Origin of the sequence: Dietzia sp. Die43, from assembly GCF_024519835.1 — a bacterium.
GTDB lineage: Bacteria > Actinomycetota > Actinomycetes > Mycobacteriales > Mycobacteriaceae > Dietzia > Dietzia kunjamensis.
This window is the reverse complement of the sequence record NZ_JALJRF010000015.1, coordinates 70327-96908: the sequence shown is the minus strand read 5'-3', so window position 1 is coordinate 96908 and position 26582 is coordinate 70327. Positions and strand designations below refer to the sequence as shown.

Sequence of the window (26582 nt, the reverse complement as noted above, 5' to 3'; positions counted from 1 at the left end):
CTACCTGCTCAGCGGCACTAGAGGGCATCTGTGACCCGAACTGTGCGGCGAGACCTCGCCGGTGATGGGGGGCCGGCACTCAGCGCTCCCGACGAGGTGTTCGGGCGAGCCGGTCGGTGCCGCCGCCCCGCCGGTGGTGCCACGCCTCGATGCGATCCAGGACGATGCGATCCAGGACCACGACGACCACCGCGACCCACAGCACGGATACGCACCAGCCCGCGATCACGTCGCTCGGGTAGTGGACTCCCAGGTACATCCGCGAGACCCCGACGGCGAGCACGTACACCGCCCCCGCGACCACGGCCCTCCACCTCCACCGCGTCCCCCAGGCCAGGACCACCAGCACCGCCGCGAGCGCCATGCTGGCCATCGCATGGCCGCTCGGGAACGAGTAGGAGTTCTCCGTGACGAGGTGTTCCCAGAAATCGGGGCGGGACCGCTGGAAGACCGATTTGAGCGCGGTGTTGAGCAGTGTCGATCCGACGACCGCCGCCGCCAGCAGCGTGGCGTTCCGCCGAGAGCCGCGGCACCACAGCGCCACCGCCGCTCCGGTCGCAGCCACCGGGACCACGACGATCCCCCCGAGCAGCGTCACCGCCTCCATCACCGCCGTGAGCGAGGGGGTCGACACCGAATGGAGCCACAGCATCACCGGTCGGTCGAAGGGGAAGATCTCCTGCTCGGCCACGTCCTCCGCGAGCAGGACGAAGAACAGGAGTGGGACGACGAAGGCGAGCCCGGCCACCGCGAGAGCCGACACCGATCTGCGTGCCATGTTCCGGCCGTCGAAGTTCCCGTCCCGGTCGGGTCCCCGGTCGGCCACCGGCTCGACTTCCGGGTCGGCTTCCGGGCCGGTGTTGTCAGACGTCACGCTGACCAGCCTAGGGAGGTTCACCGGGAGCACTCGGATCGGACGAGCCCGGATCGGCGCGAGCGAGTGCTCCCGCCACGGCCCGTTGATCGGTACTCTGCTCTCACCACCGCCCGAGCTCACCCGCACAGCGGTCCGCCGCTCTGTGTGCCCGGTGGCCGGCGAGCTGTGGTGCTTCACGGTGTGGAAGGGGTCCCTCGAATGGACGATCTCGATCGCGGTGCGTCACTGCACGCCCTTGGACCGCCGCCCTCGCCGGAGGCGGGATTCTCCACTCGCCGGCGGGTGCGGACGGGCGACGTCGATCCCCAGCGCAGGCTCCGGCTGGACAGCGTCGCCCGCTACCTCCAGGACATCGCCGCGGACAACCTCGACGCCACCGGTCATGCCCGGACCGACCCGTTCTGGATCGTGCGCCGAACTGTGATCGACGTGATCGAACCGATCTCGTGGCCGGCCACCGTCGGACTCCAGCGGTGGTGCTCCGGCCTGTCCAGCCGGTGGGCGAACATGCGCGTGCGGCTGACCGTCGAGGACTCCGAGGCCTCCGAGGACCCTGAGGGCCCCGACGGCATGCCAGCACCCGGCACCGCGGCACTCGGCCCCCCGACTGCCCGAGGCGGGCTGGTGGAGACCGAGGCGTTCTGGATCCACGTCACCGCGGCCGGGTTGCCCGCCCGGATCAGCGACTCCGGCATGGCCAGCCTGGCCGGCACCACCGACATCCACCGCCTCCGGTGGGCCGGCCTGACGCAGGACTGCCCACCTGAGCGGCCCGCGAGCCGCAGGACAGGCCGCACCTCCTGCGCAGCACCGACTTCGACCCGCTGCAGCATGTCAACAACGCCGCGTATCTGGCGGTGGTCGAAGACGAGCTCCAGCAGCACGCTGACCTGCTGCAGCGACGTCACCGGGTCGTCATCGAGTACCTCCGCCCGGTGAGACCGGGTGCGACGATGACCGTCCGCCGCCGACGCGCGGGGGACCGGCTCGAGCTGTGGTTGATGGTCGACGGCGTCGTTGCTGCCGCCGTCCTCGTCGCCCCGATCCCCGCCGCCTCCGCCAGCCCCGCCTCCGCCAGCCCCGCTTCCGCCAGTCCCACCGCCTCCGTCAGGTACCGGCCGCAGGAGTGACCTGCGCGCCGGGGGCGTCCCGCCGGAGGGCGGTCGCCGGCCCCGACTCGAACCACCCCGGTGCGCGCCTCCCGAACTCGTCCGGCTCCAGCGCCCCGGCACCCGCGGGCACCCGGCCGAGCACCGGAACCCCGGTCAGGCGGGGCAGGTCCTCGAGGTTGCAGCGCTCGGCGAGGTCCGGATCGGCCGGCCACGACCCGATGACGATCCCCGCGCACCGCAGACCCGCCGCCTCGATCGCGCGGACCGTGAGCTCGGTGTCCGACAGCGTGCCCAGTCCGGCCCTCGCGACCACGACCACCGGGGCGTCGAGCGATCGGGCGAGGTCGAGGACGGTGAGGCCGGTGCCGAGCCGGACGAGCACCCCGCCGGCGCCCTCGACCAGATCCAGGCGCCCACGTGCAGGTCCGGAGGTCGCCGCGGAGTCGGGCGCGGAGTCGGGCACCGACCCGCCGGGCGCGCGGAGCCACGCGCGGATCGGATCGATCAACTCGGGCAGCGTGGACTGCGGCAGGCCGGCGACGCGGGCGGCGGTCTCGGGTGCCAGCGGATCGGGCAGCCGACGGACCTCCAGCACCCGCCGCACCCCGGACAGGCGCGCGGCCTCGTGGGCGTCGCCCGGCTCGCCCGGGCCCAGTCCCGTCTGGATCGGCTTGCAGATCCCCACGTCCAGGCCCTCCGACAGGCCGTGGGCGGCCAGCGCCGCGGTGGCGACGGTCTTGCCCACGTCCGTGCCGGTGCCGGTGATGACGATCGGCGCCGGGCCGGGCGAGGTGGTCATGCGCGGGCCCCCTCGAGCCGCGCGGCCGCGCCAACTGGGTGACCGTGCTCGCCCAACACCTGCGCCAGCACGTCGCTCGCCCGCGCGAGATCGGCGCCGGAGAGGTCCGCCCGGGCGGTGAGGCGCAGCCGTGCGGTGCCCTCGGGAACCGACGGCGGGCGGAAGCACCCCACCCGGACGCCCAGCTCGAGGCACCTGCCGGCGGCGGAGACCGCGCGGGCGGGGTCGCCGAGGATCACCGACACCACCGCTGACCGCGGCTGCTCGGCGCCGGTGACCGCGGCCAGGTGCTCGGCCACCTCCACCACGCGCGAGGCGAGCGCGGGGTCGCGGCACAGGACGCCGAGGGCTGCGCGGGCCGCGCCCACCGCGGCGGGGGCGAGGCCGGTGTCGAAGATGAAGGTGCGCGCGCTGCTGATGAGGTGCTCGCGCACCCGCTCGGACGCCAGGACCACCCCGCCCTGGGACCCGAGCGCCTTGGACAGCGTCGCCGTGACCACCACGTCCTCGTGCCTGCTCAAGCCCAGCTCGTCCACGAGACCGCGCCCGTCGCTGCCGTCCTCGCCGCTGCCGCGCACGCCGAGGCCGTGGGCCTCGTCGACCAGCAGGACCGCGCCGTGCGCGCGGCTCGCCCCGTGCAGCGCGAGCAGGGGAGCCAGCTCACCGTCGGCGCTGTACACCGAGTCGGTGACGACCAGTGCGCGCTCCTCAGTGCGCTCGGCCAGGGCCCGGGCCACCGCGCCGACGTCACCCCGGTCGACGACGACGACACGCGCCCTCGCGAGCCGGCACGCGTCCACCAACGACGCGTGCGAGCCGCCGTCGGAGACGATGAGCGATCCCCGCCCGGACAGCGCCACCACGGCTCCGAGGTTGGCGGTGTACCCGGAGGAGAAGACCAGCGCCGCAGGCTTACCGCAGAACCCGGCGAGTTCGGCCTCGAGCGCCAGATGCTCCTCCGTCGTGCCCGTGACCAGGCGTGATCCCGTCGCGCCCGCACCCCAGCGGCGCGTCGCTGCCACGGCGGCGTCCACGACCTCGGGGTGCCGACCCAGTCCGAGGTAGTCGTTGGAGGCGAGGTCGATCACGCCATCCTCGGCCGCGCGTGGGGACAGCACCCGCCGCACATGCCGGGAGGCCCGGTCGGCGGCGGCGTCGTCGAGCCAGTCCAGCGCGGGGGAGCGGTCGGGCGCGCGGTTCAGGTCGGGCGTGGCCCCGACCGGTGAGCTCTGCCCGGTCATCGGCCCGCCCCCGCCGCTGCCGCCCCGGCCGCTGCTCTCGCTCCTGAAAGCGCCGCCGCGCAGATCCGGTCGATCTCGTCATCCGTAGAGGTGTACGGGGGCATCGTGTAGATGAGATCCCGGAAGGGGCGTAGCCACACGCCGTGCGAGGTGATCGCTGTTGTCGTCGTCGTCATCTCCACCGGCTCGGCCAGCTGGATCACGCCGATCGCCCCGAGCACCCGCACGTCGACCACACCGGGCACGTCGAGCGCGGGCGCCAGCCCGTGGCGCAGGCGCGCCGCGATGCGCGGCACATCGCGCCGCCACCCGCCGCCGGCCACCAGATCCAGCGACGCGCACGCCACCGCGCACGCCAGCGGATTGCCCATGAACGTCGGCCCGTGCGCCAGGCCCCCCGCCTCGCCGGCGCTGATGACATCGGCCACCCGGTCGGTGGTGAGCGTCGCGGCGAGGGTGAGGTACCCGCCGGTCAGGGCCTTGCCCACGCACATCACGTCCGGTGCGACGCCCGCGTGGTCGGCAGCCCACAGCTCGCCGGTGCGGCCGAAGCCGGTGGCGATCTCGTCGAAAATGAGCAGCGTGCCCGTCTCGTCGGCCAGCCGCCGCAGGTCGCGCAGGTACCCGGGGTGGTGGAAGCGCATCCCGCCCGCGCCCTGGACCACCGGCTCGACGATGACCCCCGCCAGCTCGTCGGCGCTCCCACGGATGACCCGCTCGAGCTCGGCGACGTAAGCGGGGTCGTAGTCGGCGGGCGGAGCGGGCGCGAACACCTGCTCGGCCACGACGCCGCGCCACATCGAGTGCATGCCGCCGTCTGGGTCGCACACACTCATCGGGGAGAGGGTGTCGCCGTGGTAGCCGCCGCGCCACGTCGCGAGCCGGGTGCGTTCGGGGCGGCCGAGGGAGCGCTGATACTGGATCGCCATCTTCGCGGCCACCTCTACGGATACAGAGCCCGAGTCCGCGAGGAACACCTTGTTCAGCTCGCCCGGCGCCATGCGGGCGAGCCTGGTCGCGAGTTCGACGGCCGGCGCGTGCGTGAGCCCGCCGAACATCACGTGGCTCATCGTGTCGACCTGCCGGTGCGCGGCCGCGTCGAGGTGCGGGTGCCGGTAGCCGTGGATGGCCGCCCACCACGAGCTCATGCCGTCGATGAGCTCGCGCCCGTCCGCCAGCCGCAGCCGGACCCCCGAGGCGGAGACGACCGGCAGCGGCGGCGTGCTCGCCGGGAACCCGCCGTAGGGGTGCCAGACGTGCTCGGCGTCGGCGGCGAGCAGCGCGGTGGTGGTGGCCTGCTCGGCGTCGGCGGCCAGCATCGCCGCGGCGTCGTCCGGGGTGGCGGGGGAGGAGGGAGTGTCGACGACGACGAGGTCCCGGGCACCGGGAGAGTGGACCGAGGCGGACATGTCAGGCGTTCGCGGGCTCGCTGGTGCCGGCCCCGCGGGTGCGGATGGCCACCTTCTGGTCCCGCCCGGTGGCGACGGCGGGCGTGGCCGGCCCGGCGGCATTCGCGGGCGCGTTCGCGGTGGCGGCCTCCACCGTCCCGTCCCCGGTGTCCTCGGCCGGGTGGTCCATCTGGAGGACCTCGAGGCCGGCGTCGGCGATCATCTGCAGGTCCTCGCCGCCGGGCTGGCCCTCGCTGGTGAGGTAGTCGCCCAGGAAGAGCGAGTTGGCGACGTAGAGGCCCATCCCCTGGAGGTAGCCGAGGTGGCGCTCGCGGCCGGCGGCCATCCGGATCTCGGTGTCGGGGGCGACGAAGCGGACCATCGCGAGGATGCGCAGGCAGTCGCGCGGGTTGAGGGTGTCCACGCCCTCGAGCGGGGTGCCGTCGAAGGGCAGCAGGAAGTTGACCGGGATCGAGTCGACGTCCTTGGCGCGCAGATCGAAGGCGAGCTCGACGAGCTGGTCGTGCGTCTCACCCATGCCCGCGATGAAGCCCGAGCACGCCGAGAGACCGGCGCCGTGGGCCTGGGCGACCGTGTGCTCCCGGTCGGCGTAGGTGTGGGTGGTGCAGATGTCCTCGTAATGGCTCTCGGCCGTGTTGAGGTTGTGGTTGTAGGCGTCGGCGCCACTGGAGCACAGCTTCTCCGCCTGGCCGTCCTTCAGTGCACCCAGGCAGGCGCACACCTCGACGCCCGGGGTGTCGGACTTGATGGCCTCGATGATGTCGGAGACCTTGCCGACCTCGCGATTGCTGGGGCCGGTGCCGCTGGCGACCAGGCACACTCGGGAGGCGCCGGCCGCGATGCCCGCCTTGGCCGCGGTGACGGCCTCCTCGGTGTTGAGCCAGGTGTAGCGCAGGATGCCGGCGGTGGAGTTGAGCCGCTGCGAGCAGTAGAAGCAGTCCTCCGGGCACAGGCCGCTCTTGAGGTTGACCAGGTAGTTGACCTTGACCTTGTTGCCGAAGTGCTGGAACCGCAGCCGGGACGCGGCCGCGACCACCTCCATGAGCTCGGAGTCCGGGGACCGGAGCACGGCGAGGGCGTCCGCCGCGGTGACGGCTCCGCCGTCGAGTACGTGATCCGCGAGCTCGTGCCAGCGGGGGGTCGTGATGGCCATGGTTCCTCCTGAACGCCGTTCATTGAACGCCGTTCAAGCTAGCGCACGGTCGTCGACTTGTACAGCGTTCAGGAGAGGGTGGTGTCGGCCGGTAGGATCGGCGCCCGTGGCCCTGACAAAGACGGCGGTCGTCGACACCGCCCTGGAACTGCTCCGCGAATCGGGGCTGCCCGGTATGTCGATGCGGACGTTGGCGACCCGGCTGGGGGTCCAACCGAGCGCGCTGTACTGGCACGTTCCGTCCAAGCAGGCGCTGCTCACGGTCGTCGCGGAGCGCATCCTGGCGACGATGGGTCCCGTCGGGGAGGGGAACTCGGCCGCCGACGAACTACGGGCGGTGGTTCAGGCGCTGCGCGCGGCCGTCACGGGCGTTCCGGACGGCGCCGAGATCGTGGCGCTGGGTCTGGCGGCGGGTGCGGTGAATCCGGTCGCCGAGGTGGTCGAGGCGGCGTGCTCCCGCCACGGACTCGAGGGCCGCGCGCCGGGGTTGACCACGGCCCTGACGGGCTACGTGGTGGGCCTGAGCCTGGAGGAGCAGACCCACCACAACCTCACGGTCGCCGACCCCGCGACGCCGACGGTCGAGTTCGATCGGCGCTTCCGGCAGGGTCTCGACGCGATGCTCGCCGGCGTCCAGGCCTGACGACTCCCATCGAGAAGAGCGTCCGGGGCGGGGGCTGGGCGCTTCAGTAGCGGGCGAAGACCTGGGTGGCATAGAGCTTGCCGTCCGCGGCCACTGCGGCGCCGACGCCCATCGAGGTGTGGCCCGGGTTGAGCAGGTTCACGCGGTGGCCGGGGGAGGCCATCCACTGGTCCACCAGCTGCTGCGGGGTGGCGTGCGCGTAGTTCTGCAGCACGTTCTCGCCGTAGTGGCCCCACCCGGCGGGGATCTGCGCGCCCACGTCCGGGTTGTGGAACATGCGGTTCTGCGCGGCCTGCGTGCCGCTCCAGTTGGTGGCCACCGCGGTGAGGCCGCCGTTGACGGCGAGGGGGGCGAGGCCGTGTGCGGCGCGGGCGGCGTTGGTGGCGCCCTCGAGTTGGGCCCGGTACTCGGCGGAGGCGGGGTCGATCGTCGGCACGGTGCCGGCGGGGGCGGGGTTGGCGAAACCGATCGTCAGGCCCGGGAGGTGGATCTGGGGCAGCTGGATCTGCGGCGCCTGGGCCGAGGCCTGCGGGGCCGCGTTCAGGGCGAGGGTGGCGGAAGCCGCGGCGGCCAGGATCAGGCCACGACGCAGGTGCTGGAGGGCTCGGGTCACGAGTGTCGGTAACTTTCGGGTGCTGGGGACCCGACTGTCGGGTCGCCGAGCGCAACGGTAGGAACCGGCTCCAGCCCTAAGCCAGCCGTCATCACCCCGTAACCACCGTGAGCAGGGGAGGGGCGTTATCCACCCCACCCCCGCTGGACGATCGTCCGGCAGTCAGTCGCGGGCGAAGTCCTGCACCACGTGCACGGTGCCGTCCTCGGCGGTGGCCACGCCCACGCCCACTCGGACGAACCGGCCGTCCAGCATCCGCTCGCGCATGCCGGTGTCGGCGAGCAGGGCCGAGAGTGCCTTCTGCGGGGTCGCGCCGGCGGGCAGCGCGAGAACGGTGCGGTCGCCGGACTGGTCGACGTCCGCGGCCTCGCCGGGAGCGTCCGCGCCGGGAGTATCGGCGTCGACTCGCGCATCCGCGGGGACGGTCACCTCGCCGGTCGTGGGGTCGCCCGCGGCGAGCTGGGCGGCCCGCTCGCGGGCTGACGCCTCGAGTCGGGGGTCGGTGACGAGCCGGTCGGCGCCCACCACGAGGCGGGCCTCGTTGACGGCGGCCACCACGCTGCCCTCGAACGCCATCAGCCTGATCTCCTCGGGCAGCAGATCGTCCGCGGCCGCGGCAGCCGGGTCGGCCGCCGGGGCGGAGCGTGCCCCGGGGGCGTCCGGGGTGAGGGAGGCCAGGCCGGGGATGGTGGCGAAGAACGGCAGCGCGAGCTCCAGCGAGCCCTGCGCGGCCGCCGTGCCAGTGCCGGAGGCGAGCAGGAGGGCGGCCGCGCCGGTGGCGACGGCGGAACGAAGGGGATGACGCACGCGATGGTCCTTTCCTCGGGCCGCGGCTCGCGCCGTGGCCTGCGTGTGGAGCGTGTGCCGGATCGGACGGTGCCACCCGAGCCGGTTCACTCCTGCCTCTGTCGTCACTCTAGTCACATGCGTTACACCGATGCGATTCCCATTCGTATGGCGGCGCGCGAGACGGCGCCGACACGACGGCGCCCCCGCCGCCGGTGTGGACCGGGGGTGGGGGCGCCGTAGGAGGGGGCGACGACCGAGGGGGCCGCGGGGGTCAGGTCAGTCGGGCGAAGTTCTGGGTGGAGTACAGCTTCCGGCTGTCGGCGACCTGCACGCCCACACCGAGGTGGGTGTGCAACGGGTTGAGTAGGTTGAGGCGGTGCGGAAGCGAGTTCATCCACTGCTGGACGAGCGCCTCGCCCGAGGCGCCGCACCAGTTCTGCAGCACGTTCTCGCCGTAACTCTTCCAGTCCCCGTCACTCAGCGGAGATCCGTCGTAGGTGATCTCCATCAGCGTCTCGATCTGCGGGTTGTGGGTCATCTTGTCCACGCTGGCCATCTGCTCGCTCCAGTCCTGGGCGATCCGGTCCAGGCTGGCGAGGCGCGTGACGGGGTTGAGGCCGCGGGAGACGCGCTCGCGGTTGGTGTACTCGTGGATGTCCGCGATCACCTGCTCGGTCTCCGCCGGGGTCGCCTGCTCACAGGGGGCGGGCGCGCCCACGGTGAACTGGAGCGACTGGGCGGCGGTGACGGGGGCGGCCAGGGCGAGGAAGGTGGCGGCAGCGGCGGCGACGGCGCCGATGCGCCGCCTGACGATGGTTCGCATTGAGGGGATTCCTGAGGGGTTGGGGGAACGTCGGGGGAGGACATGTGACCGAGGGAAGCCACGAATCTGAGGATAAGGTCAGTTCTTCGAGATCGCCGCATTATCGACCCCCGCGACACAAGTTTGTGCACCCTCAAAACTGCAGGTCAGGCGCCCAAGTTGCTGACTCGTCACACAGACGTTCGTCCAGTTAAGGCGTGCGACGCCTCCGGATCGATGTTCGGGCGTGCGCCTGATCGGCCCGCATCGCCACGGGCGGTCCGGACGCCCCGGTGAGCGAAAATTCCTCTACGGCGGTGTCGGGGGACCGGATACCGGGCAGAATCAGCCCCCATGGGCCACAGTCACTCTCACCTCCTCAGTCCCCTCGCCGTCGGGCATCTCACCCTGCGCAACCGCGTGGTCATGGGGTCCATGCACACCGGGTTGGAGGACCGCTCGAAGCACCTGCCCGAGCTCACCGCCTACTTCGCCGAGAGGGCGCGCGGCGGGGCCGCCCTCATGGTCACCGGCGGGTACTCGCCCAACGTGGAGGGGTGGCTGCTGCCGGCCGGGTCGATGATGGCCTCGCGCCGGATGGCCGACAAGCACCGCGGCCTCACCGACGCCGTCCATGCCGAGGGCGCCCACATCCTCCTGCAGGTCCTCCACGCCGGCCGCTACGGATACCAGCCGTTCGTCCGCTCGGCCGCGTCGACCAAGTCGCCGATCAGCATGTTCAGAGCGCGCGCCCTGGGCGCCCGGGGTGTCGAGCGGACGATCGACGACTGGGTCCGGGCCGCCCGCCTGGCCCGGCGCGCGGGGTATGACGGCATCGAGATCATGGGCTCGGAGGGCTACCTCATCAACCAGTTCCTCGCCGCCCGGACCAACGACCGCACCGACTCGTGGGGCGGCACCGCGAGCAGGCGGATGCGGCTGCCAGAGGAGATCGTGCGCCGCATCCGCGCCGAGGTGGGCCGCGACTTCCTGCTGCAGTACCGGATCAGCCTGCTCGACCTGGTCGACGGCGGCCAGTCGTGGGAGGAGACCGCCGAACTCGCGCAGCGCCTCGAGGCCGTTGGTGTCGACGTGTTCAACACCGGCATCGGCTGGCACGAGTCCCGCATCCCCACCATCGTCACCTCCGTGCCGCGGGCCGCGTTCGTCGACCTCACGGCCCGGCTCAAGCAGACCGTCGGTGTCCCGGTGATCGCGTCCAACCGCATCAACACTCCGGACATCGCGGAGCAGATCATCGCCCGCGGTCAGGCGGACCTGGTGTCCATGGCGCGGCCGCTGCTGGCGGACCCGGCGTTCGCCGCCAAGGTCGCCGAGGGGCGGGCCGACGAGATCAACATCTGCATCGCCTGCAACCAGGCCTGCCTCGACCACACCTTCGCCAACAAACGTGCCTCCTGCCTGGTCAATCCGCGCGCCGGCCGCGAAACCGAGCTCCTGCTCACCGTGGCCCCCACCCGGCGTCGGGTGGCGGTGGTCGGCGCGGGACCCGCGGGGCTGGCGTGCGCCGAGGCCGCCGCGTCCCGCGGGCTCGCGGTGGAGGTCTTCGAGGCGGAGGACGAGCTCGGCGGGCAGTTCCGCTACGCGATGCGCGTGCCGGGCAAGGAGGAGTTCGCGGCGTCGATCGCCTACTTCAGCCGGCGCCTGGACGTCCTCGGCGTGCCGGTGCACCTCGGCCGCCGCGCCCACCCGGACGATCTCGCGGGCTTCGACCACGTGGTGATCGCCACCGGGGTGCGGCCGCGCGAGATCACGATCCCCGGCGCCGATCACCCCATGGTCATGACCTATCCCGAGCTGCTCACCGGCGCGCGTACCCCCGGCCGCCGGGTCGCGGTGATCGGCGCCGGCGGCATCGGCGTGGACGTCTCGCAGTTCCTGCTGGCGGGCGGGCCCGGGATCGCCGTCGACGGCCGCGAACCGAGCGGCCACTCCACGGATGTGGAGGCGTGGCGGCGCCACTGGGGCGTGACCGATCCGGCGCTCGAGCGCGCGGGACTGGGCACTGCCGTGCACGCCGAGCCGGCCCACGAGGTGCACCTGCTCCAGCGCAAGACCTCCCGCATCGGCCGGGGCCTGGGCAAGACCACCGGCTGGGTGCACCGCGCCGAGCTCGAGGCCGGCGGCGTGCGGAAGCACACAGGGGTGACCTACGTGAAGGTCGACGACGACGGGCTGCACATCCGCGATGCGCAGGGATTCTCGAGGGTCGTGCAGGTCGACTCGGTCGTCGTGTGTGCAGGGCAGGAGTCGGTCCGCGATCTCGTCGCCGGGCTGGAGGCGCAGCGTGGCCCGCACGGGCGGAGCTCGCGTGTCCACGTGATCGGTGGGGCGGACGTGGCCGCCGAACTCGACGCGAAGCGCGCCATCAAGCAGGGCGTGGAGCTGGCAGCAACCTTGTGATCCGAGTGGGCCATTCCGTCAACGGACCCTGCGCCCTCTTGGCACAGTGGGTCGTAGGAGACAGGAGAACCCACATGAAGAAGAACTCCCTGACCGCGCTCGGGCGGAATCTGTTGGCAACCGCGCAACAGTCGACGAGTGGCCGCAGTGCGGACACGGTGTTCGGCGGCCATGAGCACGTCATGCGCCAGACGCTCATCGCGCTGACCGCCGGAACGGCCCTGACCGAGCACAACAACCCCGGGGAGGCCACCGTCTACGTCCTCCAGGGCAGGGTGTCGCTCACTGTCGAGAATGACGCGTGGAACGGCTCACCGGGGGACCTGCTCCGGATCCCCGACAGTCGGCACGGACTCGAGGCTGAAGAGGACTCGGTCGTCCTCCTGACAGTGGCAAAAATCGGGTAGCACCCATACCGGCCGGGCACACGGCGGTCAGCGGTGAGGGCCGAGGCCGGTCAGCCGCAGCGCACTTCGCGGCGGCGGTCGACGATGCTGAACGCCAACGCGCCCGCGGCCAACACCGCGATCACGCCGAGCGCCACCCGGAACGCGAGCAGCCAGTCGTCCCGTTCTTCGACGATCCAGAACAGCACGCCCGGCACCATCGCCGTGCCCACCGCGGTACCCATGCGCTGGCCCAGCGAGATGATGCTGCCGGCGACCCCACCGTATTCGGGATCCACCGCGCGCAGGGTGAGCGTCTGGTTGGGGGAGATGGTCATGCCCTGCGCGGTGCCCATCATCGCGGCGGGAACCATGAAAATCAGATAGCTCACCGCCCCGGAGTCCACCACGCCCGCGAGCAGGATGAACGTGAGCAGCGCGGTGATCGTCAGGCAGAAGCCGCCGATGACCATCCGCCGCCCGAGCTGGAGCACGAACCGCCCCGCCACCTGTGCCGAGATGGCCGCGAGCACAGAAGCGGGCAGGCTGACGAACGCGGAATCGATGGGCGCGTAACCCAGGTGGAACTGCAGGTACATCGGCATGACGATCCACAGGCTCGTGCCGCCCACGAAGTAGATCGACACGATGACCATGCCGTTGCGGAACGCGGGATCCCGGAAGATGTCCGGGTTGACCAGCGGAGGCCGCCCGATCCGCTCGTACCGCCGCTCCCACCAGACGAACGCGGCCATGAGGCCCAGCCCCACCGGCACCAGGGCCCAGTAGGCGAGGTTCCCGCCACGGGTCAGGAACGGCAGCATCAGCGACAGCACGGCCACGCCGAGCAGAACGATGCCGACCGGGTCGAGGTCCAGGCGATCCCGCCGGCCCCGGTGCCGAGGCCTCGGCAGGCCTGCGTTCACGGCGGCCGCGATCCTGGATGCGCGGCTGGCCTCGTCGTCGTATCCACTCTCACCCCCACGTGCCGCTTCACCCCTACGTGCGGCCTCATCACCCCGCGCTCCACCGTCACCCTGCGCGGCGAGCCGCGCCATGTCGCCGGCGCGCGCGGCGGACCCGCCCACGTCGGGCCCCGCCTCGCCGGGCGGGAGGCGGCGGTCGTCGGGCAACCAGCGCCACCCCAACACCAGCGCCAGCACGCCGAGCGGCACATTGACCAGGAACATCGCGCGCCAGCCGAGGTCGTCGCCGAGGACCTCGATGAGCACCCCGCCGACCAGCGGCCCGGAGGCGGTGGCGACGGAGACCGTCGTGGCCAGCGTGGCGAACGCGCGCGCCCGCGCCCCGCCGCTGAAGTACTTCTGGATGAGGCCGAACGTCTGCGGGTTGAGCATCCCCGAGCCCACACCCTGGATGAGGCGCGCCAGGTTGAGCATCTCGATCGACTGGGCGAACCCGGCGACCACCGCGCCGCCCACGAACACCGCCACGCCCGCCAGGAACAGGCGCTTGCGTCCGGTGGCGTCGCCCAGCCGCCCCGACGGCACGAGCAGTAGCCCGAACGCGAGCGCGTACCCGGACACCACCCATTGCAGGCCCTGCGAATCCGAGTCCAGCGCGGTGCCGATCACCGGCAGCGCCACGTTGATCACCGACAGCGCGAGCAGCGCCATGAACATCGGGACCATCAGGGTGGTGAGGACCCGGGCGGTGCTAACCGGCCGGGTCGTCGCGGGGGTCACGGGCGCATCGGTCACTTCCGCGATGGTATCCACGGCGGACGCCCCGGGCCCGAAGGTCACGGGCGCGCAACAACCCTGTCACGACCTACCCGTGCCCCGCTGCGGTCAGTAGCGTCGGGTCATGGCTGATGTCACCCGCACCGCAGAAGTCGATCCGATCCCCTTGACCGACCTCGCCGAGCTGGGCACCGCCAGCGGCCGGGCCGTGTCGATCTTCCTGCCCACGGCCCGGGCCGGGGCAGAGGTCCGCGAGAACCCCATCCGCGCCAAGTCGCTCATCAAGGACGCCGAGACCCGACTCAAGGCGCACGGCGTGGCCCAGGAGGAGTCCGACGAGATCCTCGGCCCGCTGGTCGCCCTGTTGGAGGACGACGCGTACTGGCAGCGCCTGTCCGACGGTCTCGCGCTGTTCGCGTCGAAGGGGTTCTGGCGCGCGTACCGCCTGTCCACGGACGTCGCCGAGGCGGTCCACGTGAGCGACCGGTTCGCCGTCCGGCCGATCGTGCCGGCCGCGGTCGGTGACGGCGAGTTCCTGGTCCTCGCCGGCAGTCAGAACAAGGTCCGCCTGCTCGAGGGCACCGCCTCGACTATCCGCGAGCTCGACCTGGGCTCGATCCCGTCCTCGATCGACGACATGGCCGGCGATATCCAGCCGCCCTCGCACCAGCAGCAGCGGTTCAGCGGGGCCGCCGGCGCCGGCCCCGGGGCGAACAGGGCCGGCGGGGGGATGGTGCACAGTCACGGCACGGGCGCCGAGGTCGGGGACGTGCAGCGGGAGAAGTTCCTGCGGCAGATCGCGAAGGGACTGCAGGAGGCGCTGCGCCCCAACGATCGGCGGCCCGTCGTCCTGGCGGCGGTGACCGAGCATCTCCCGCAGTTCCGCGGGTACTTGAACTACGAACACCTGGTGGACGAGGTGGCCGCCGGCAACCCGGACGCCCTGTCGCCCGCCGAATTGCACGAGCGCGCGTGGGCGGTGGTCCGGCCGGCGATGCAACGGCAGTCCGACGCGGTCGCGGAACGCTTCGGTGACGCGATCGGCGCCGGTCGCGCACTGGCAGGCGGCGGGTCGGACATCCTGCACGCCGCCCGCGAGGGACGCGTCGAGACGCTGCTGCTCACCCGTCGTCGCTGCACCGCCGAGCACGGCCCCGACGATCTGGACACCGCGGTCGGTCAGGTCCTGGCCACGTCCGGATCGGTGGTTGTGGTGGACTCCCTGCCGAAGGACGTGGCGGAGGGCGCGATCCTCCGATTCTGACCCCCGACGCCGGCCCCCGACGCCGACGTGGGTGCGGGCGGCGCGTGACGGCGCGCTGCCCGCACCCGCTGGCGTCTCGTGCACAGCTCCCGCTCAACTCGGATGTGTAGCGTCGCGGCTTCACGCACACGTCAACGTCAGGAGATCGAGTGCGCTCACGAACATGGAGGTCGGCGGTCGCCGCCGCAGGACTCGTACTGGTGGTCGCGGGGTGCGGCGCCGGGGGCGACGACGACGAGGGCGGCGCCGCCCAGACGCAGGCAGCAGCCGAGCAGTCCGAACAGGCAGCTGAGCCCGGGCAGGAGAGCGAGCAGTCCGCGGACGGGCCCGACACCTCCGACATCCCCGACCCGGTGGCCGAGGTGAACGGCACCGAGATCTCACGCGACGAGTTCCTGTCGGTGTTCGAGAACCAGTACCAGCAGATGAGCATGCAGGCCCAGATGTCCGGCCAGCCCGTCGACGAGGCCCAGCTCAAGGAGCTGACCACCGACGGGTTGATCGGCACCGAACTGCTCACGCAGGAGGCCGGCACTCGGGGGATCGAGGTTTCCGATGAGGAGATCCAGGCCGAGTTGGCCGTGTTCGCCGAGCGCAACCAGGTCAGCACCGACGAGTTCGTCGAGGCGATGGGCGGGCAGGGCCTGGACCGCGCGGCCGTGCTGGACCAGATCGACAAGCAGTTGCGCGTCCAGAAGCTGATCACCGACGAGTACGGGGTGTTCGAGGTGACCGACGCCGAGGTGCAGGCCGCCTACGAGCAGGTCGCGCAGCAGCAGGCGATGTCCGGCGGTGGTGCGGCCGGCGGTGGCGGGCTGCCGCCGCTGGAGCAGGTGCGCGGCCAGGTCGAGGAGCAGGTGCGGGCCGAGAAGGAGGCCGGCGCGATGGAGGAGCTGTCGCAGAAGCTCCGCGCGGATGCGGACGTGACCGTCCACATCTAGGGGGCCCGCCGCGGTGACGTCGCCGCCGCGGTGACGTCGCCGCCACGGTCACGGCGCCTGCGCGGTGATCGTGCCTACACGGTGACGTCGGTGTGCGGCAGCTGCTGCGCCACCCACGGGAACACGACCTCCATGAGCAGTAGGAACACGGCCGCCAGTACGAGGAGGACGAGCACGACCTTCACCGGGCGCGGGCCGGGCAGGGATCGCCACAGGTAGGCGTACATCGGCTCACTCCTCCAGGGCGGCCGGGCGGCCGTCGGTCTTCGCGGCGGTCTCCACGAGGGCGGCGTGCACGATGAGCCGCTCGGCGTTGGAGTACATCGGGTGGCAGGTGGTCAGGGTGAGCAGGCGCTCGGGGGCCTCGGTCGCGTCGTCCGCGGGCGCGCCCGCCACGCCGGGGACCGGGGCGATCGCCTCGACCGCGTCGGGGGTCGTGATGTGCCGGCCCGCGACGTGGGCGTAGTCGCCTACGGCGACGCGGTCGGCCTGCCGCGGGGTGAGGCAGTCGCGGGCGGCCGCGAGCCGCTCCGCGCCGCCGCGCTCCACCGGCAGGAGCCGGTAGGTCTGCCACTGGGTCTCGGTCTCGATGACGATCGCGTCGCACGAGTCCAGCCGGTCGAGGTGCTCGAAGACGGCGCCGGAGCCGTTGCGGTGGCCCGCGAGCGCGGCGTTGCCCGGTTCGCCGGGCAGCTGGGTCCCGGGGTAGTGGCCCGGCCCGGTGCGCAGGTCCTCGGCCCGCGTCCCCTCCACCACCGCGTAGACCGCGTCCGGGCCGAGCGTCGGCAGGTGGATCCGGGCGAAGGGGTCGCCGAGCGTCGGCCCGGGCGGCGGGACCGGATCGCCGGCGGGCCGACCGGCCGCGTCGGGGCCACTCGCGTCGGGGACGGGGCCGTCGCTCCACTTCTCCTCGAGCCCGGCGGCGGCCTCGGCCTGCAGTCGCCCGGAGGCGAGGTTCGTCCAGAACGCCTCGTAGAACACATACAGCAGCAGGACCACGCCCACGGTGAGCAGCAGTTCGCCGAGGATCTGGCCGACGCCCGGCGCGCGGCGGGGCTCGCCGGGCTCGCGGCGGGAGTCGCCGGCTGCGCTGCGGGCCGGTGTGCGCGACGGGGCCGGTATGCGCGATGGGTCGGGGGGCCGGCTCATCTGCTCGACCACCCCGGTGCATGCCCGTTCCTCGGCGCCACGCTGGAATCGTCTCACGACCGGATCCGGGGACACCGCGGTGCCGGCGGTGATGGAATCAACCCCATGCGCTCGATGAGACGGAAGCCCCCGGCGGGGACGGTCCGGGTTGCCCGGAGGGTCTCGGCCGCCGGGGCGGTCACGGCTGCGGCGTTGATCGTTGGGCTCGGCACCGGCGCGGTCCTGCTGCCCGCCTCTGCCACCGCGCAAGCACCGTCGGCGCCCGCCGTCGCCGCGCCGCAGGCGGCCGCCCCGCCCGGGCTCGGCCCCGCGGGCACGGCCACCGTCCACGGCGATGCGGCCTCGACCGACACCCTGCCCGGCCGCGGTCCCGGCACGACCCCGGCGGTCACGTCAGCGCTCACCGGAGCCACCTGCTCGACCGTCTTCGTGGGCACGGACGGCCTCCCGGTCGCGCTGTGCACCTCGTACGTCGGACTCACCCCGCCCACCCCGCTCGCGCCGACGGTCAAGTTGTTCCACCCCGACACCGCGGCAGTGCTGGCGGAGGTGCAGTTGGCCAAGGGAGCGCTGCTCGGCGGGGTCTACGGGTACCTCGACGACCGCGACCGGGTGGTCGTCGCGGACGGCAACCGCAGGCTGTTGGCCGTCGGGCACGAACGCACCGACGCCGGCCCGTGGCGCATGACGGTCGACGTCCTGGCCGATCTCTCCCCGGCCGTCCCGGCCGGCGATGCGGTCACCGGCCTCATGCCCGCCTTCGACGGGCGGGTGTGGTTCGCCACCTCCGGCGGGGTGGTGGGGACCGTGCGGCCCGGGGGCGACGACGACGAGCTCCGCAGTCTCGCCCTGCCGGCAGGGGAGAAGATCACCAACGGGCTGACGGTCCGGCCCGGCGGCGCGTCGGCGATAACCACCCGCGCCCTCTACGAGATCGACAGCTCCGAGGACGGGACGCCGAGCGTGCGCTGGCGGCGCGGCTACGAGGTGGGGCAGGCGCGGAAACCGGGCCTGCTCGCGCAAGGGTCGGGGACCACGCCCACCTACTTCGGGCCCGGCGACTCGCTCGTGGCGATCAGCGACGACGCCGAGCACCCCGAGCTGATCGTCCTGCGCCGCGACGACGGGTCGCAGGTGTGCCGGATGCCCGCGTTCGCCACGACCCTGCGGCCCGACTCGGCCGCCGCCGACGGGGTCCTCATCGACGGGCCCGCGGCCACCGAGAACTCGATCATCGCGACCGGAAACGCGCTGGTGCTGGTCAACACATACGGCTTCGAGTACCCGCCCTTCGCCGTCGACGGTCCCGCGGTGCCCCCGTCGGCGCCGTACACGGGAGGGATGACCCGTATCGACGTGCGGGCCGACGGGGCCGGGGGGCCGGACGGCGTCGGCGTCGGAGACGATGCGTGCTCGCGCGCGTGGACCTCGCTGTCCCGGACGGCGTCTCTGCCCAAGCTCACCACCGGCGACGGGCAGATCCACGCGCTGGCCTACGGCCCGCCCCGCGTGCTGTCCGGGCCCGGCTCGGCGACCGACCCGGGGCTCGCCTCGGCGCTCGATCAGGGGCTCGCGCAGAAGTTCGGGCCCGTCGACGTGACCTCGACCGACGTGGAGACCGGCCGCGAGGTGGCCCGCAGCTTCCTCGGCCACGCCCCGCTGGACGAACCGATGGAACTCACCGGCACCATCGCCTCCCGCGGCGACGCGCCCGGCGTGATGTGGCAACCCACCCTCACCCGCATGCTCCGCATCGGCCCGGCCTGACGCGGACTGCACGACCGCGGCGGCGCACGCCCGACCACCCGCGCCGAACCGTCTTCCCGCCCACCCGCGCACCCGCGCACCGACCCTCCCGACGACAAGCCGACCCTGCCGCCGACAAGAGGAAAACGCGCGGCCGCTCTCGGGCGATACACGCGAAATCCTCTTGTCGGCGCGGGTCAGGCGGCGGGGGTCAGTCGGCGGGGCGGACGACCGCGACCGCGCACGGCGCCGTCTGGAGCAGGCGGCGGCTGACGGACCCGAGCAGCAATCCGGCGAATCCGCCGTGGCCACGCGAGCCGGTGACCAGCAGTGACGCCCCCGTGGCCTCGTCAGCGACCGTGACGGCGGGCTCGCCGACGACGAGGATGAGCTCGACGCTGACCTCCGGGTGGCGGGCCTCGTGCGGGGCGAGGGAGTCGAGGATTTCCTTCTCGTCCTCGGCGAGCACGCTCTCGGCCAACTGGTCGAGGTCGAACAGGGACGTGCCCGGCAACCTGGGCACCTCCACCGAGTGCACGGCGCGCAGGGTGACACCCCGGCGCTCGGCCTCGGCGAACGCGAACGCCACGGCGGGGTCACTCGCCGCCGAACCGTCGGCGGCCAGGACGACCGGGCCCCCGGTGGGGCTCTCGGGCGTCCGCGGGGTGATGACGAGGACCGGGCAGGTCGCGTGCTCGACGACGCCGGCGGAGGTCGACCCCATCGCGAAGTCCTCGCGCGCGGTGAGGCCGCGGCTGCCCACGACGATCGCCGAGGCGGCGGCGCCGGCCCCGACCAGCGCGCTGACGGGACTGTCCGCGATCACCCGGTGGGTGGTCGGGACGTCGGCGGTGAGGTCGGCGAGCTGGTCGCGCATCGCTCCCTCGACGTTCGCGCGGGCGGTCTCGTCGAACGCCACGACGCGGCCCACCGCCCGGTCGGCGGAGATCACCTCGAGTGACGTGCCGTGGTCGCGCGCCCAGGCGGCCGCCCAGGCCACGGCTCTGCGGGCGTCACGCGAGCCGTCGTACCCGCACACGACCGGTCCGGTGGTGGTCTCCGACATGGGTTCCTCCTGCAGGTTCGGGGGCACGCGGTCAGGGCCGCCGCGGTGCGGTGACGGCGATCCGGGGTCCGGGTCCAGCCTAGTCGCAGCCCGTTGACGGTCGCCCGTGCCCCGCGGACCCCGGACGCGTGCCGGGTCGGCCGATGGGATTCCTAGAACAGAGCCCCTCGTTTTCTGGACCTATTCCAGAAAGTGGGCTAGGGTGATGCCCATGACGACAGCAACCGAGGACCAGGGGGCAGTGCTCCGCGATGCCGGGCTGAGGGTCACTTCGCCGCGGCTGGCGGTCCTCGCCGTCGTCGCCGGTCGTCCCCACATCGCGGCGGAGGACGTCGCGACTCTCGTCAGGGAACGGCTGGGCGCGGTGTCCACGCAGACCGTCTACGACGCGCTGCGCGTGTGCACCGACGTCGGCCTCATGCGCCGCATCGAACCCGCCGGCTCCCCGGCGCTGTACGAGCGACGGACGGGGGACAACCACCACCACCTCGTGTGCCGGACGTGCGGGCGCATCGAGGACGTCGAATGCGCGGTCGGACACGCCCCCTGCCTCACCGTCGACCGGGACCACGGCTTCGAGATCGATGAAGCAGAGGTCAACTACTGGGGAACTTGCCCCGAATGCCAGGCAGAGCAGGCCTCGCGTGTCTGATACTGAGACCTGGACCACACCACTACTCCGCACCTTCTACTCCACACCCCATCTCGAGGAGCAACTGACGTGACCATTCATCCCGCAGACCGCGGCGTGCGCGACTTCCAGCCGAACTCCCACACCACCACCGACAGTGGCCAGCCCGTCCCGCACGACGAGTTCAGCGCCCAGGTCGGCCCGCAGGGTCCGCAGCCGATCCACGACTTCCACCTCATCGAGAAGCTCGCCCACTTCAACCGGGAGAACGTCCCGGAGCGCCTGCCCCACGCCAAGGGCTCGGGCGCGTTCGGCGAGTTCGAGACCACCGAGGACATCTCGGACATCACCTGCGCCGGCCTGTTCCAGAAGGGCGTCAAGACCCCGATGCTCGCCCGCTTCTCCACCGTCGCCGGTGAGAAGGGCAGCCCGGACACCTGGCGCGACCCGCGCGGCTTCGCCCTGAAATTCTACACCGAAGAGGGCAACTACGACATGGTCGGCAACAACACGCCGATCTTCTTCATCCGCGATGCGATGAAGTTCCCGGACTTCATCCACTCGCAGCGCCGCAAGAACGCCTCCGGCCTGCGCAACCACGCCATGCAGTGGGACTTCTGGACCCTGAGCCCCGAGTCCACCCACCAGGTCACCTGGCTCATGGGCGACCGCGGCATCCCCAAGACCTGGCGCCACATGGACGGGTTCGGCTCGCACACCTACCAGTTCATCAACGCCGCCGGCGTCCGCCACTGGGTCAAGTTCCACTTCAAGACCAACCAGGGCATCGACTTCCTCACGCAGGCCGAGGCCGACAAGCTGGCCGGCGAGAACGCCGACTACCACCGTCAGGACCTGTTCGAGTCCATCAAGAACGGTGACTACCCGTCCTGGGACCTTCACGTCCAGGTCATGCCGGTCGACGAGGCGGACGGGTACAAGTACAACCCCTTCGACCTCACCAAGACGTGGTCGCAGAAGGACTACCCGCTGCGCAAGGTCGGCACCATGACGCTGAACCGCAACCCGCAGAACCACCACGCGCAGATCGAGCAGGCCGCGTTCGCGCCGACCAACATCGTCAAGGGCATCGGCTTCTCGCCCGACAAGATGCTGCTCGGCCGCGTCTTCGCCTACCCGGACATCCAGCGCTACCGCATCGGCGCCAACTACCAGCAGGTGCCGGTCAACCGTCCGCTGTCTCCGGTGAACTCCTACTCCAAGGAGGGCGCCATGCAGTACGAGTACCCGCACCCCGCGCAGGCCGAGTACCACCCCAACTCGCTGGGTGGTCCGACCGCCGACGCGTCCAAGGCGTTCGACATCGGCGCCTGGGACACCAAGGGCTCGGACATCCACCGCGGCGACGTGAGCCCGCACGCCGAGGACACCGACTCGGTCCAGGCCTCAATCCTGTACCGCGAGGTCCTCGACGACGCCGCCCGCGAGCGGCTGGCGGCCAACATCGCCGGTCACGTCTCGGCGATCGACCCGTCGGAGACCGAGCTGCTCGACCGCGTCTATGCCTACTGGGCCGCCGTCGACCAGGGCCTCTGCGAGGCCGTCAAGGCAGGCGTCGAGGCGAGCCCCCGCGGCAACCACACGCTGCAGGAGTGACACCCCGGTAGCCGGCCAGTAGCACGCCAACATCCGCTACTCCCCCTACGGATTCGCTACTCCGATTGGACTAGCGAATCCGGGGGCGGGGTAGCGGATTTCGTTGTGTCGTCGTCGGTCAACCGGCCCTGGCCACCGCCAGCGCGTCGTGATCCGCGATGGCGCGGCACGCCCGCCGCATCAGCAGGGCGAACATCTCGTCACCCCGATCCGTCCGGGTGCCGTACATCCAGCCGAAGATCCCCAGCACCGGCGTCTGCAGCAGGCCGTAGACGTAGTCGTCCCAACAGGCGTCGGCGGAATAGTCGGTGACACCGTGACCCAGCAGGGCCCGGTGGTAGTCCGCCACGATGTCGCGCTCGGCGGCCCGCCGGTCGTCCACGGTGAGGCTCGAACCGAGGAATCCGCCCAGGTCACGCCCGGGCAGGCCCACCGCGAGCGTCTGCCAGTCGCAGGCCAGCGAGGGACGGTTCCCGGTCGGGTCCACCAGCATGTTGTCGGCCCGGTAGTCGGCGTGCAGGAGCGCGAACCGCTCGGCCCGCCCGTTGGCCCACCGGGCGATCAGCGGGGCGATCTCCGCCATGATGCGGCGCTCGTCGTCGTCGAGTCTTCCCCCGAGTTCGGAGAGGAACGCCTCCAGCGCCGGCCCGCCGAGCTCCTGGAGAGTGACGTTGTCCTCGACCGTCGGCGCCGCGAGGCCCTCGATGCTCCGGAGCGTGGGGTCGCACCAGCGCGGGCCGTGGAGTCCCGCGAGGTTGACGGCGCAGTCGCGGGCCTGGTCGATCGTCAGCCCGGCGAGCTGGTCGCCCTGGACGAGCGGGGTGACGTCGTCGAGGATGAGCGTGAACTCGCCCTCCCGCTCGCCGAGTGCGGCGAACCGGACCCGCGGGACCCGCACGGCCACGGTCGGCGCGAGGTCACGATAGAACAGCACCTCGGTCCGGTACACGCCGTGCAACAGCGGCCGCATGCCCTCGTCGGGGTTCGGCAGTTTCACGAACAGCGTCGGCGGGAGCCCGTCGCCGTCGACGTGGGCGAGCAGGCCGCATCCGATCTGACCGGTGCCGACCAGCTCCGTCCGCACCGACCGGACCTCGGTGCCCAGGGCCTGCGACAGCCACGGCGCGGTGACCTCCTCCGGCGTACAGACCACCTGCGGGTTCGACGCGACACTAGTCATGACGGGAGATCCTTCCGGGATTGGGCTCGAGGTGGGCGAAGCGGTCGGGGTCCCGGCGCCCGCGCCACTCGGTGAGCACCGGGGCGAGCTCGTCGGGAGTGGCACCGTGCAGGACCACCGAGTCGGCGCCGAGCGCGAGCTGGCCCTCGATCCGGTCGGCGCACTGCGCGGCGCTGCCGACGGCGGCCGTGGCGAGCCACGCGTCGGGCAGGACCTCGCGGGCATGGCGCAGAAGGTCGAGATCGTCGGTGGCGTCGAGCGCGCCGGAATGGGAGGACAGTCGCTCGTCCGAGCGGAACGCCTCGAGTCCCGCCGGGTCCCACCCGTTCACCCGCACCAGGACCTCGCCGTAGCCGGTGAGGTAGGTGGCCAGTCGCCCGACGAGCTTGCGCAACCGCGCCGTCTCGTCCAGCGAGTGCTCGATGGTCGCCATCACCGACCAGATCCGCACGCCCGCGGGGTCGCGGCCGGCCTGCTCCGCGGACTCCCGGACCAGGCGGACGCAGCGCTGCACCGCCGCATCCGACATGAAGGTGTGGAGCACGACGCCGTCGGCGATCCGCCCAGCCAGCCGCAGCTGGTTGTCGCCCATCGCCATCATCAGCACCGGGATGTCCTCGTCGAACGACGCGTCCTGCATCAGGTACGGGTAGCTGCCGGCCGGGCCGTCGTGACCGATGACGGCCTCACCGCCCCACAGCGTGCGGTAGATGCCGATCGCGTCCTCGAGCTGCGCCGACGTCACGTGCGGGAGGCCCATGATGTCGAAGAGCAGGGGGATCCCGCGGCCCAGGCCGAAGGCGTAGCGTCCGCCGGACATCCGGTGCAGGGTCGTCGCCATGGTCGCGGTGACCAGCGGGTGGCGGGTGTTGTGGTTGGTCGCGGCGGTGCCCACTCCGATCCGGGTGGTGGCCGCGACCGCCGCGCCCGCCATCACCGCGGCGTCCTTGAGTGCGAACCTCTCGGACAGCAGGATGGATCCCAGGCCCAGTTCCTCGGCCCGCGCGGCCTCGGCGATGAGATCCGCCGGGGAGGCGCTGTGTCCGGCCAGCCCGTAGCAGGCGAGCTCGGGCATGAGGTCCGGGGGAACGGCAGGCGGTTGTGCTGTGGCTTCGTCGGCCATGGACACCTTCAGGGCGGTGGGGACTCCGGACGAGCCGGATGTGACATGTGTCACCCTAGCGCCACGTGGTGCCCGTCAGCGGCGGTTCCCGCGCTCCGTCGGCTCGGTCGCCCTACGGTGTCGCGGGTCGGCGAAGCAGCGCAGCGCACCGCAGCGCACCGGGGAGTTCCGCCTACAGGCCCAGGACCGCCCGCGCGATGAGGAAGTAGACGATCAACCCGGTGGCGTCGACGAACGTCGTGATGAACGGGTTGGAGAACACGGCCGGGTCGGCGCGGACGGCCTGCGCGAGGAGCGGCATCAGACCGCCCACGGTCGCCGCGACGGTGCACAACACCAGCAGGGTCAACCCGATCACGAGGCCCAGATCGGTGCCGTAGATCAATCCCGCCGCCAGTGCCCCCACCGCGCCGAGGACCAGACCCAGCGTGAACCCGGTCCGCACCTCCTGGCCCAGGACGCGCAGCCCGTCGCGGGGACGCACGTCGCCCAGTGCGAGGGCGCGGGTCACGGTGGTGGCCGCCTGGTTTCCGGTGTTGCCGCCTGTGCCGATGATGAGTGGCACGAACAGTGACAGCGCCACCACCTGCTCGATCGTCCCCTCGAACACCTCGAGCACCTGGACGGTGAGCGCGGCACCGAGGGCGAGGACCAGCAGCCAGACCACACGCGACCGCACCAGCGATCGCACCGGGGTCGCGAGGTAGGGCGCGCGCAGCGGTTCCGCACCACCGGCGCGCGCGGTGTCCTCGGTCTCGGCGTCCTCGAGGACCCGCAGGGCGTCGTCGAATGTGAGGATCCCGACCAGCCGGCCCTCGTCGTCGACGACCGGCATCACGATGAGGCGCTCCTCCGCTGACCTGCGCGCGGCGGTCTCGGCGGACTCGCGTGCCCGCGCGGTGATCGCGTCGTTCATCAGGTCGCGGACCGGTGTCCCCGGCTCGGCGCGCATGATCGCGCGCAGGCCCACGATCCCCACCAGGCGACGCTGGTCGTCGGTCACCGGGATGCCGTAGATCGTCTCGGCCTCGTCGATCCGCTGGCGCACACGGTCGAGGGTCTCGCCGGCGGTGACGTCGGGGTGGGTGGAGATGAACTCCGGGCTCATCCGCCGACCGACCGAGCCGACCGGGTAGTCGAGCACCGCTGCGGTGAGGGCCTGCTCGTCGTGGTCGAGTTCCCGCATGAGCCGGGTGGCCACGCGCGCCGGGAGTTCGTCGATCAGCCCGGCCCGGTCGTCGGGGTCGAGGTCGGTGAAGATCTGGTTGACGCGGTCCGTGTGCAGCGCGCGGATCAGCTCGGACTGCAGCGGCGGGTCGAGGGCCTCGAAGACCACCAGCGCGGTGCCCTTGGACAGCAACCGGAACAGCACGGCCCGGTCCTTGGCGCCGCTGCGCTCGAGGACGTCGACGATCAGCCAGGGCGGCATCTCCTCGACCATGTCGGAGGCCGTGCGCAGGTCACCACTGTCGATCAGTGAGTCGATCCGTCGGGCGGCGTCGGCCGGATCACGCAGGGTCTGGTCCCGGCCGTCGCGTGCGTCACCCGGCCCGGTCATGTCCCGGTCTCCTCGGCGATGTCGTCGTAGGCCGTCAGCGGGTCGAGTCTGCCGTCCGCCCGGTAGGCGGCGCGGGCCAGCGTCATGGAGGCGACCGTGGTCACCACCACCGTCGCTCCCAGGGCCACCAGCGCCATGAGCAGCTGCGCCCAGGAGAACCCGGATCTCAGCTCGTGCCCGTAGGCCGAGAAGATGAACAGCATCATCCCCAGGCCGGTCGCCACGGACAGGATGTTGATCCGGGTCAGCGCGTCGCCGGCCCGGGACATGGTCACAGCGGCCACCAGGAAGCACAGCGACCCGAGCAGCGCCAGTACACCGATCACCAGGTCCGCGATCATCGAGCCCTCCATCCC

General features: G+C 72.1%; 26 protein-coding genes. 10 read left to right on the top strand and 16 right to left on the bottom strand.

The genetic code is table 11. The features are described from left to right. Positions 1–79: 79 nt before the first annotated feature. On the bottom strand, positions 80–874 hold the full coding sequence (locus NR111_RS13720) for a phosphatase PAP2 family protein (RefSeq protein WP_256821100.1): 795 nt from the start codon (positions 872–874) through the stop codon (positions 80–82). Between the two features lie 201 nt (positions 875–1075). Here NR111_RS13720 and NR111_RS13715 point away from each other — a divergent pair, with 201 nt between their 5' ends. Together NR111_RS13715 and NR111_RS18565 are read left to right on the top strand one after the other, a co-directional pair. Next, on the top strand, positions 1076–1816 hold the full coding sequence (locus tag NR111_RS13715) for an acyl-ACP thioesterase domain-containing protein (RefSeq protein ID WP_306228561.1): 741 nt from the start codon (positions 1076–1078) through the stop codon (positions 1814–1816). After that, positions 1702–2007, top strand: coding sequence for an acyl-ACP thioesterase domain-containing protein (locus NR111_RS18565; protein ID WP_306228581.1), 306 nt, complete (start codon positions 1702–1704; stop codon positions 2005–2007). The genes NR111_RS13715 and NR111_RS18565 overlap by 115 nt, the downstream gene beginning before the upstream one ends. Here NR111_RS18565 and bioD read toward each other — a convergent pair. From bioD to bioB, 4 genes are all read right to left on the bottom strand, one after another. After that, positions 1985–2788, bottom strand: a complete 804-nt coding sequence (bioD, locus tag NR111_RS13710; protein WP_256821099.1) for an ATP-dependent dethiobiotin synthetase BioD — start codon at positions 2786–2788, stop codon at positions 1985–1987. The two genes, NR111_RS18565 and bioD, sit on opposite strands and share 23 nt — an antisense overlap. Continuing rightward, a complete protein-coding gene (locus tag NR111_RS13705) occupies positions 2785–4029 on the bottom strand; it encodes an 8-amino-7-oxononanoate synthase (RefSeq protein ID WP_256821098.1) in 1245 nt (414 codons plus the stop codon). Before NR111_RS13705 ends, bioD begins: the two co-directional genes overlap by 4 nt. Then, positions 4026–5348: an adenosylmethionine--8-amino-7-oxononanoate transaminase gene (locus NR111_RS13700; RefSeq protein ID WP_256821111.1), complete on the bottom strand. Its 1323-nt coding sequence runs from the start codon at positions 5346–5348 to the stop codon at positions 4026–4028. Before NR111_RS13700 ends, NR111_RS13705 begins: the two co-directional genes overlap by 4 nt. A 91-nt stretch (positions 5349–5439) precedes the next feature. Further along, positions 5440–6591, bottom strand: coding sequence for a biotin synthase BioB (gene bioB / locus NR111_RS13695; RefSeq protein WP_256821097.1), 1152 nt, complete (start codon positions 6589–6591; stop codon positions 5440–5442). Between the two features lie 106 nt (positions 6592–6697). Between bioB and NR111_RS13690 the strand changes: the two genes are divergently transcribed. After that, a complete protein-coding gene (locus NR111_RS13690) occupies positions 6698–7234 on the top strand; it encodes a TetR family transcriptional regulator (protein ID WP_256821096.1) in 537 nt (178 codons plus the stop codon). Positions 7235–7277: 43 nt separating this feature from the next. On the opposite strand, the gene NR111_RS18560 is transcribed toward NR111_RS13690, so the two are convergent. The 3 genes from NR111_RS18560 to NR111_RS13675 all read right to left on the bottom strand — a co-directional run bounded on the left by NR111_RS18560 (position 7278) and on the right by NR111_RS13675 (position 9459). Next, entirely contained in the window at positions 7278–7847 is a 570-nt protein-coding gene (locus tag NR111_RS18560; RefSeq protein ID WP_308202019.1) for a CAP domain-containing protein, read from the bottom strand. A gap of 162 nt (positions 7848–8009) precedes the next feature. After that, entirely contained in the window at positions 8010–8654 is a 645-nt protein-coding gene (locus NR111_RS13680; protein WP_067716201.1) for a CAP domain-containing protein, read from the bottom strand. A gap of 253 nt (positions 8655–8907) precedes the next feature. Further along, the gene (locus NR111_RS13675; protein WP_256821095.1) at positions 8908–9459 is read right to left on the bottom strand and encodes a CAP domain-containing protein; all 552 of its coding nucleotides are present in this window, start codon (positions 9457–9459) and stop codon (positions 8908–8910) included. Positions 9460–9792: 333 nt separating this feature from the next. Here NR111_RS13675 and NR111_RS13670 point away from each other — a divergent pair, with 333 nt between their 5' ends. Both NR111_RS13670 and NR111_RS13665 read left to right on the top strand, forming a co-directional pair. After that, complete coding sequence (locus NR111_RS13670) at positions 9793–11862, top strand: NADPH-dependent 2,4-dienoyl-CoA reductase (RefSeq protein ID WP_256821094.1); 2070 nt, start codon at positions 9793–9795, stop codon at positions 11860–11862. Positions 11863–11936: 74 nt separating this feature from the next. Next, entirely contained in the window at positions 11937–12269 is a 333-nt protein-coding gene (locus NR111_RS13665) for a cupin domain-containing protein (protein ID WP_067716210.1), read from the top strand. A 50-nt stretch (positions 12270–12319) separates the two neighbouring features. Here NR111_RS13665 and NR111_RS13660 read toward each other — a convergent pair whose 3' ends face one another. Continuing rightward, a complete protein-coding gene (locus tag NR111_RS13660) occupies positions 12320–13969 on the bottom strand; it encodes an MFS transporter (RefSeq protein ID WP_256821093.1) in 1650 nt (549 codons plus the stop codon). Between the two features lie 106 nt (positions 13970–14075). Here NR111_RS13660 and NR111_RS13655 point away from each other — a divergent pair, with 106 nt between their 5' ends. After that, positions 14076–15215 carry a hypothetical protein gene (locus tag NR111_RS13655; protein ID WP_067716212.1) on the top strand — a complete coding sequence of 380 codons (1140 nt, stop codon included), beginning with the start codon at positions 14076–14078 and terminating at the stop codon, positions 15213–15215. A 149-nt stretch (positions 15216–15364) separates the two neighbouring features. Beyond that, entirely contained in the window at positions 15365–16156 is a 792-nt protein-coding gene (locus tag NR111_RS13650) for a SurA N-terminal domain-containing protein (RefSeq protein WP_256821092.1), read from the top strand. A 74-nt stretch (positions 16157–16230) separates the two neighbouring features. Here the strand turns inward: NR111_RS13650 and NR111_RS13645 are convergent, their stop codons facing one another. Both NR111_RS13645 and NR111_RS13640 read right to left on the bottom strand, forming a co-directional pair. Then, positions 16231–16383 carry a hypothetical protein gene (locus NR111_RS13645; RefSeq protein WP_167457851.1) on the bottom strand — a complete coding sequence of 51 codons (153 nt, stop codon included), beginning with the start codon at positions 16381–16383 and terminating at the stop codon, positions 16231–16233. A gap of 4 nt (positions 16384–16387) precedes the next feature. After that, positions 16388–17362, bottom strand: a complete 975-nt coding sequence (locus NR111_RS13640) for a class E sortase (RefSeq protein ID WP_256821091.1) — start codon at positions 17360–17362, stop codon at positions 16388–16390. Between the two features lie 57 nt (positions 17363–17419). Here NR111_RS13640 and NR111_RS13635 point away from each other — a divergent pair, with 57 nt between their 5' ends. Next, positions 17420–19072 (top strand): hypothetical protein, encoded by a 1653-nt coding sequence (locus NR111_RS13635; protein ID WP_256821090.1) that lies wholly within the window; start codon positions 17420–17422, stop codon positions 19070–19072. A gap of 190 nt (positions 19073–19262) precedes the next feature. Here the strand turns inward: NR111_RS13635 and NR111_RS13630 are convergent, their stop codons facing one another. After that, a complete protein-coding gene (locus tag NR111_RS13630) occupies positions 19263–20117 on the bottom strand; it encodes a universal stress protein (RefSeq protein ID WP_256821089.1) in 855 nt (284 codons plus the stop codon). 211 nt (positions 20118–20328) lie between these two features. On the opposite strand from NR111_RS13630, the gene NR111_RS13625 reads away from it, so the two are divergent. Both NR111_RS13625 and NR111_RS13620 read left to right on the top strand, forming a co-directional pair. After that, entirely contained in the window at positions 20329–20769 is a 441-nt protein-coding gene (locus NR111_RS13625) for a Fur family transcriptional regulator (RefSeq protein WP_256821088.1), read from the top strand. A 69-nt stretch (positions 20770–20838) separates the two neighbouring features. Continuing rightward, a complete protein-coding gene (locus NR111_RS13620; RefSeq protein ID WP_256821087.1) occupies positions 20839–22365 on the top strand; it encodes a catalase in 1527 nt (508 codons plus the stop codon). 118 nt (positions 22366–22483) lie between these two features. Here the strand turns inward: NR111_RS13620 and NR111_RS13615 are convergent, their stop codons facing one another. The 4 genes from NR111_RS13615 to NR111_RS13600 all read right to left on the bottom strand — a co-directional run bounded on the left by NR111_RS13615 (position 22484) and on the right by NR111_RS13600 (position 26579). After that, the gene (locus tag NR111_RS13615) at positions 22484–23545 is read right to left on the bottom strand and encodes a phosphotransferase family protein (protein ID WP_256821086.1); all 1062 of its coding nucleotides are present in this window, start codon (positions 23543–23545) and stop codon (positions 22484–22486) included. Then, a complete protein-coding gene (locus tag NR111_RS13610) occupies positions 23538–24668 on the bottom strand; it encodes a TIGR03857 family LLM class F420-dependent oxidoreductase (protein WP_256821085.1) in 1131 nt (376 codons plus the stop codon). Before NR111_RS13610 ends, NR111_RS13615 begins: the two co-directional genes overlap by 8 nt. A gap of 172 nt (positions 24669–24840) precedes the next feature. Continuing rightward, a complete protein-coding gene (gene mgtE, locus NR111_RS13605) occupies positions 24841–26226 on the bottom strand; it encodes a magnesium transporter (protein WP_256821084.1) in 1386 nt (461 codons plus the stop codon). Then, complete coding sequence (locus NR111_RS13600; protein WP_067716225.1) at positions 26223–26579, bottom strand: monovalent cation/H(+) antiporter subunit G; 357 nt, start codon at positions 26577–26579, stop codon at positions 26223–26225. Before NR111_RS13600 ends, mgtE begins: the two co-directional genes overlap by 4 nt. Positions 26580–26582: the final 3 nt, after the last annotated feature.

Coding starts and splice junctions, on each gene's coding strand:
- NR111_RS13715 (WP_306228561.1), top strand. CDS start 1,076: ATGGACGATCTCGATCGCGGTGCGTCACTGCACGCCCTTGGACCGCCG.
- bioD (WP_256821099.1), bottom strand. CDS start 2,788: ATGACCACCTCGCCCGGCCCGGCGCCGATCGTCATCACCGGCACCGGC.
- NR111_RS13705 (WP_256821098.1), bottom strand. CDS start 4,029: ATGACCGGGCAGAGCTCACCGGTCGGGGCCACGCCCGACCTGAACCGC.
- NR111_RS13700 (WP_256821111.1), bottom strand. CDS start 5,348: ATGCTGGCCGCCGACGCCGAGCAGGCCACCACCACCGCGCTGCTCGCC.
- bioB (WP_256821097.1), bottom strand. CDS start 6,591: ATGGCCATCACGACCCCCCGCTGGCACGAGCTCGCGGATCACGTACTC.
- NR111_RS13675 (WP_256821095.1), bottom strand. CDS start 9,459: ATGCGAACCATCGTCAGGCGGCGCATCGGCGCCGTCGCCGCCGCTGCC.
- NR111_RS13670 (WP_256821094.1), top strand. CDS start 9,793: ATGGGCCACAGTCACTCTCACCTCCTCAGTCCCCTCGCCGTCGGGCAT.
- NR111_RS13665 (WP_067716210.1), top strand. CDS start 11,937: ATGAAGAAGAACTCCCTGACCGCGCTCGGGCGGAATCTGTTGGCAACC.
- NR111_RS13655 (WP_067716212.1), top strand. CDS start 14,076: ATGGCTGATGTCACCCGCACCGCAGAAGTCGATCCGATCCCCTTGACC.
- NR111_RS13645 (WP_167457851.1), bottom strand. CDS start 16,383: ATGTACGCCTACCTGTGGCGATCCCTGCCCGGCCCGCGCCCGGTGAAG.
- NR111_RS13635 (WP_256821090.1), top strand. CDS start 17,420: ATGAGACGGAAGCCCCCGGCGGGGACGGTCCGGGTTGCCCGGAGGGTC.
- NR111_RS13630 (WP_256821089.1), bottom strand. CDS start 20,117: ATGTCGGAGACCACCACCGGACCGGTCGTGTGCGGGTACGACGGCTCG.
- NR111_RS13625 (WP_256821088.1), top strand. CDS start 20,329: ATGACGACAGCAACCGAGGACCAGGGGGCAGTGCTCCGCGATGCCGGG.
- NR111_RS13615 (WP_256821086.1), bottom strand. CDS start 23,545: ATGACTAGTGTCGCGTCGAACCCGCAGGTGGTCTGTACGCCGGAGGAG.
- NR111_RS13610 (WP_256821085.1), bottom strand. CDS start 24,668: ATGGCCGACGAAGCCACAGCACAACCGCCTGCCGTTCCCCCGGACCTC.
- mgtE (WP_256821084.1), bottom strand. CDS start 26,226: ATGACCGGGCCGGGTGACGCACGCGACGGCCGGGACCAGACCCTGCGT.
- NR111_RS13600 (WP_067716225.1), bottom strand. CDS start 26,579: ATGGAGGGCTCGATGATCGCGGACCTGGTGATCGGTGTACTGGCGCTG.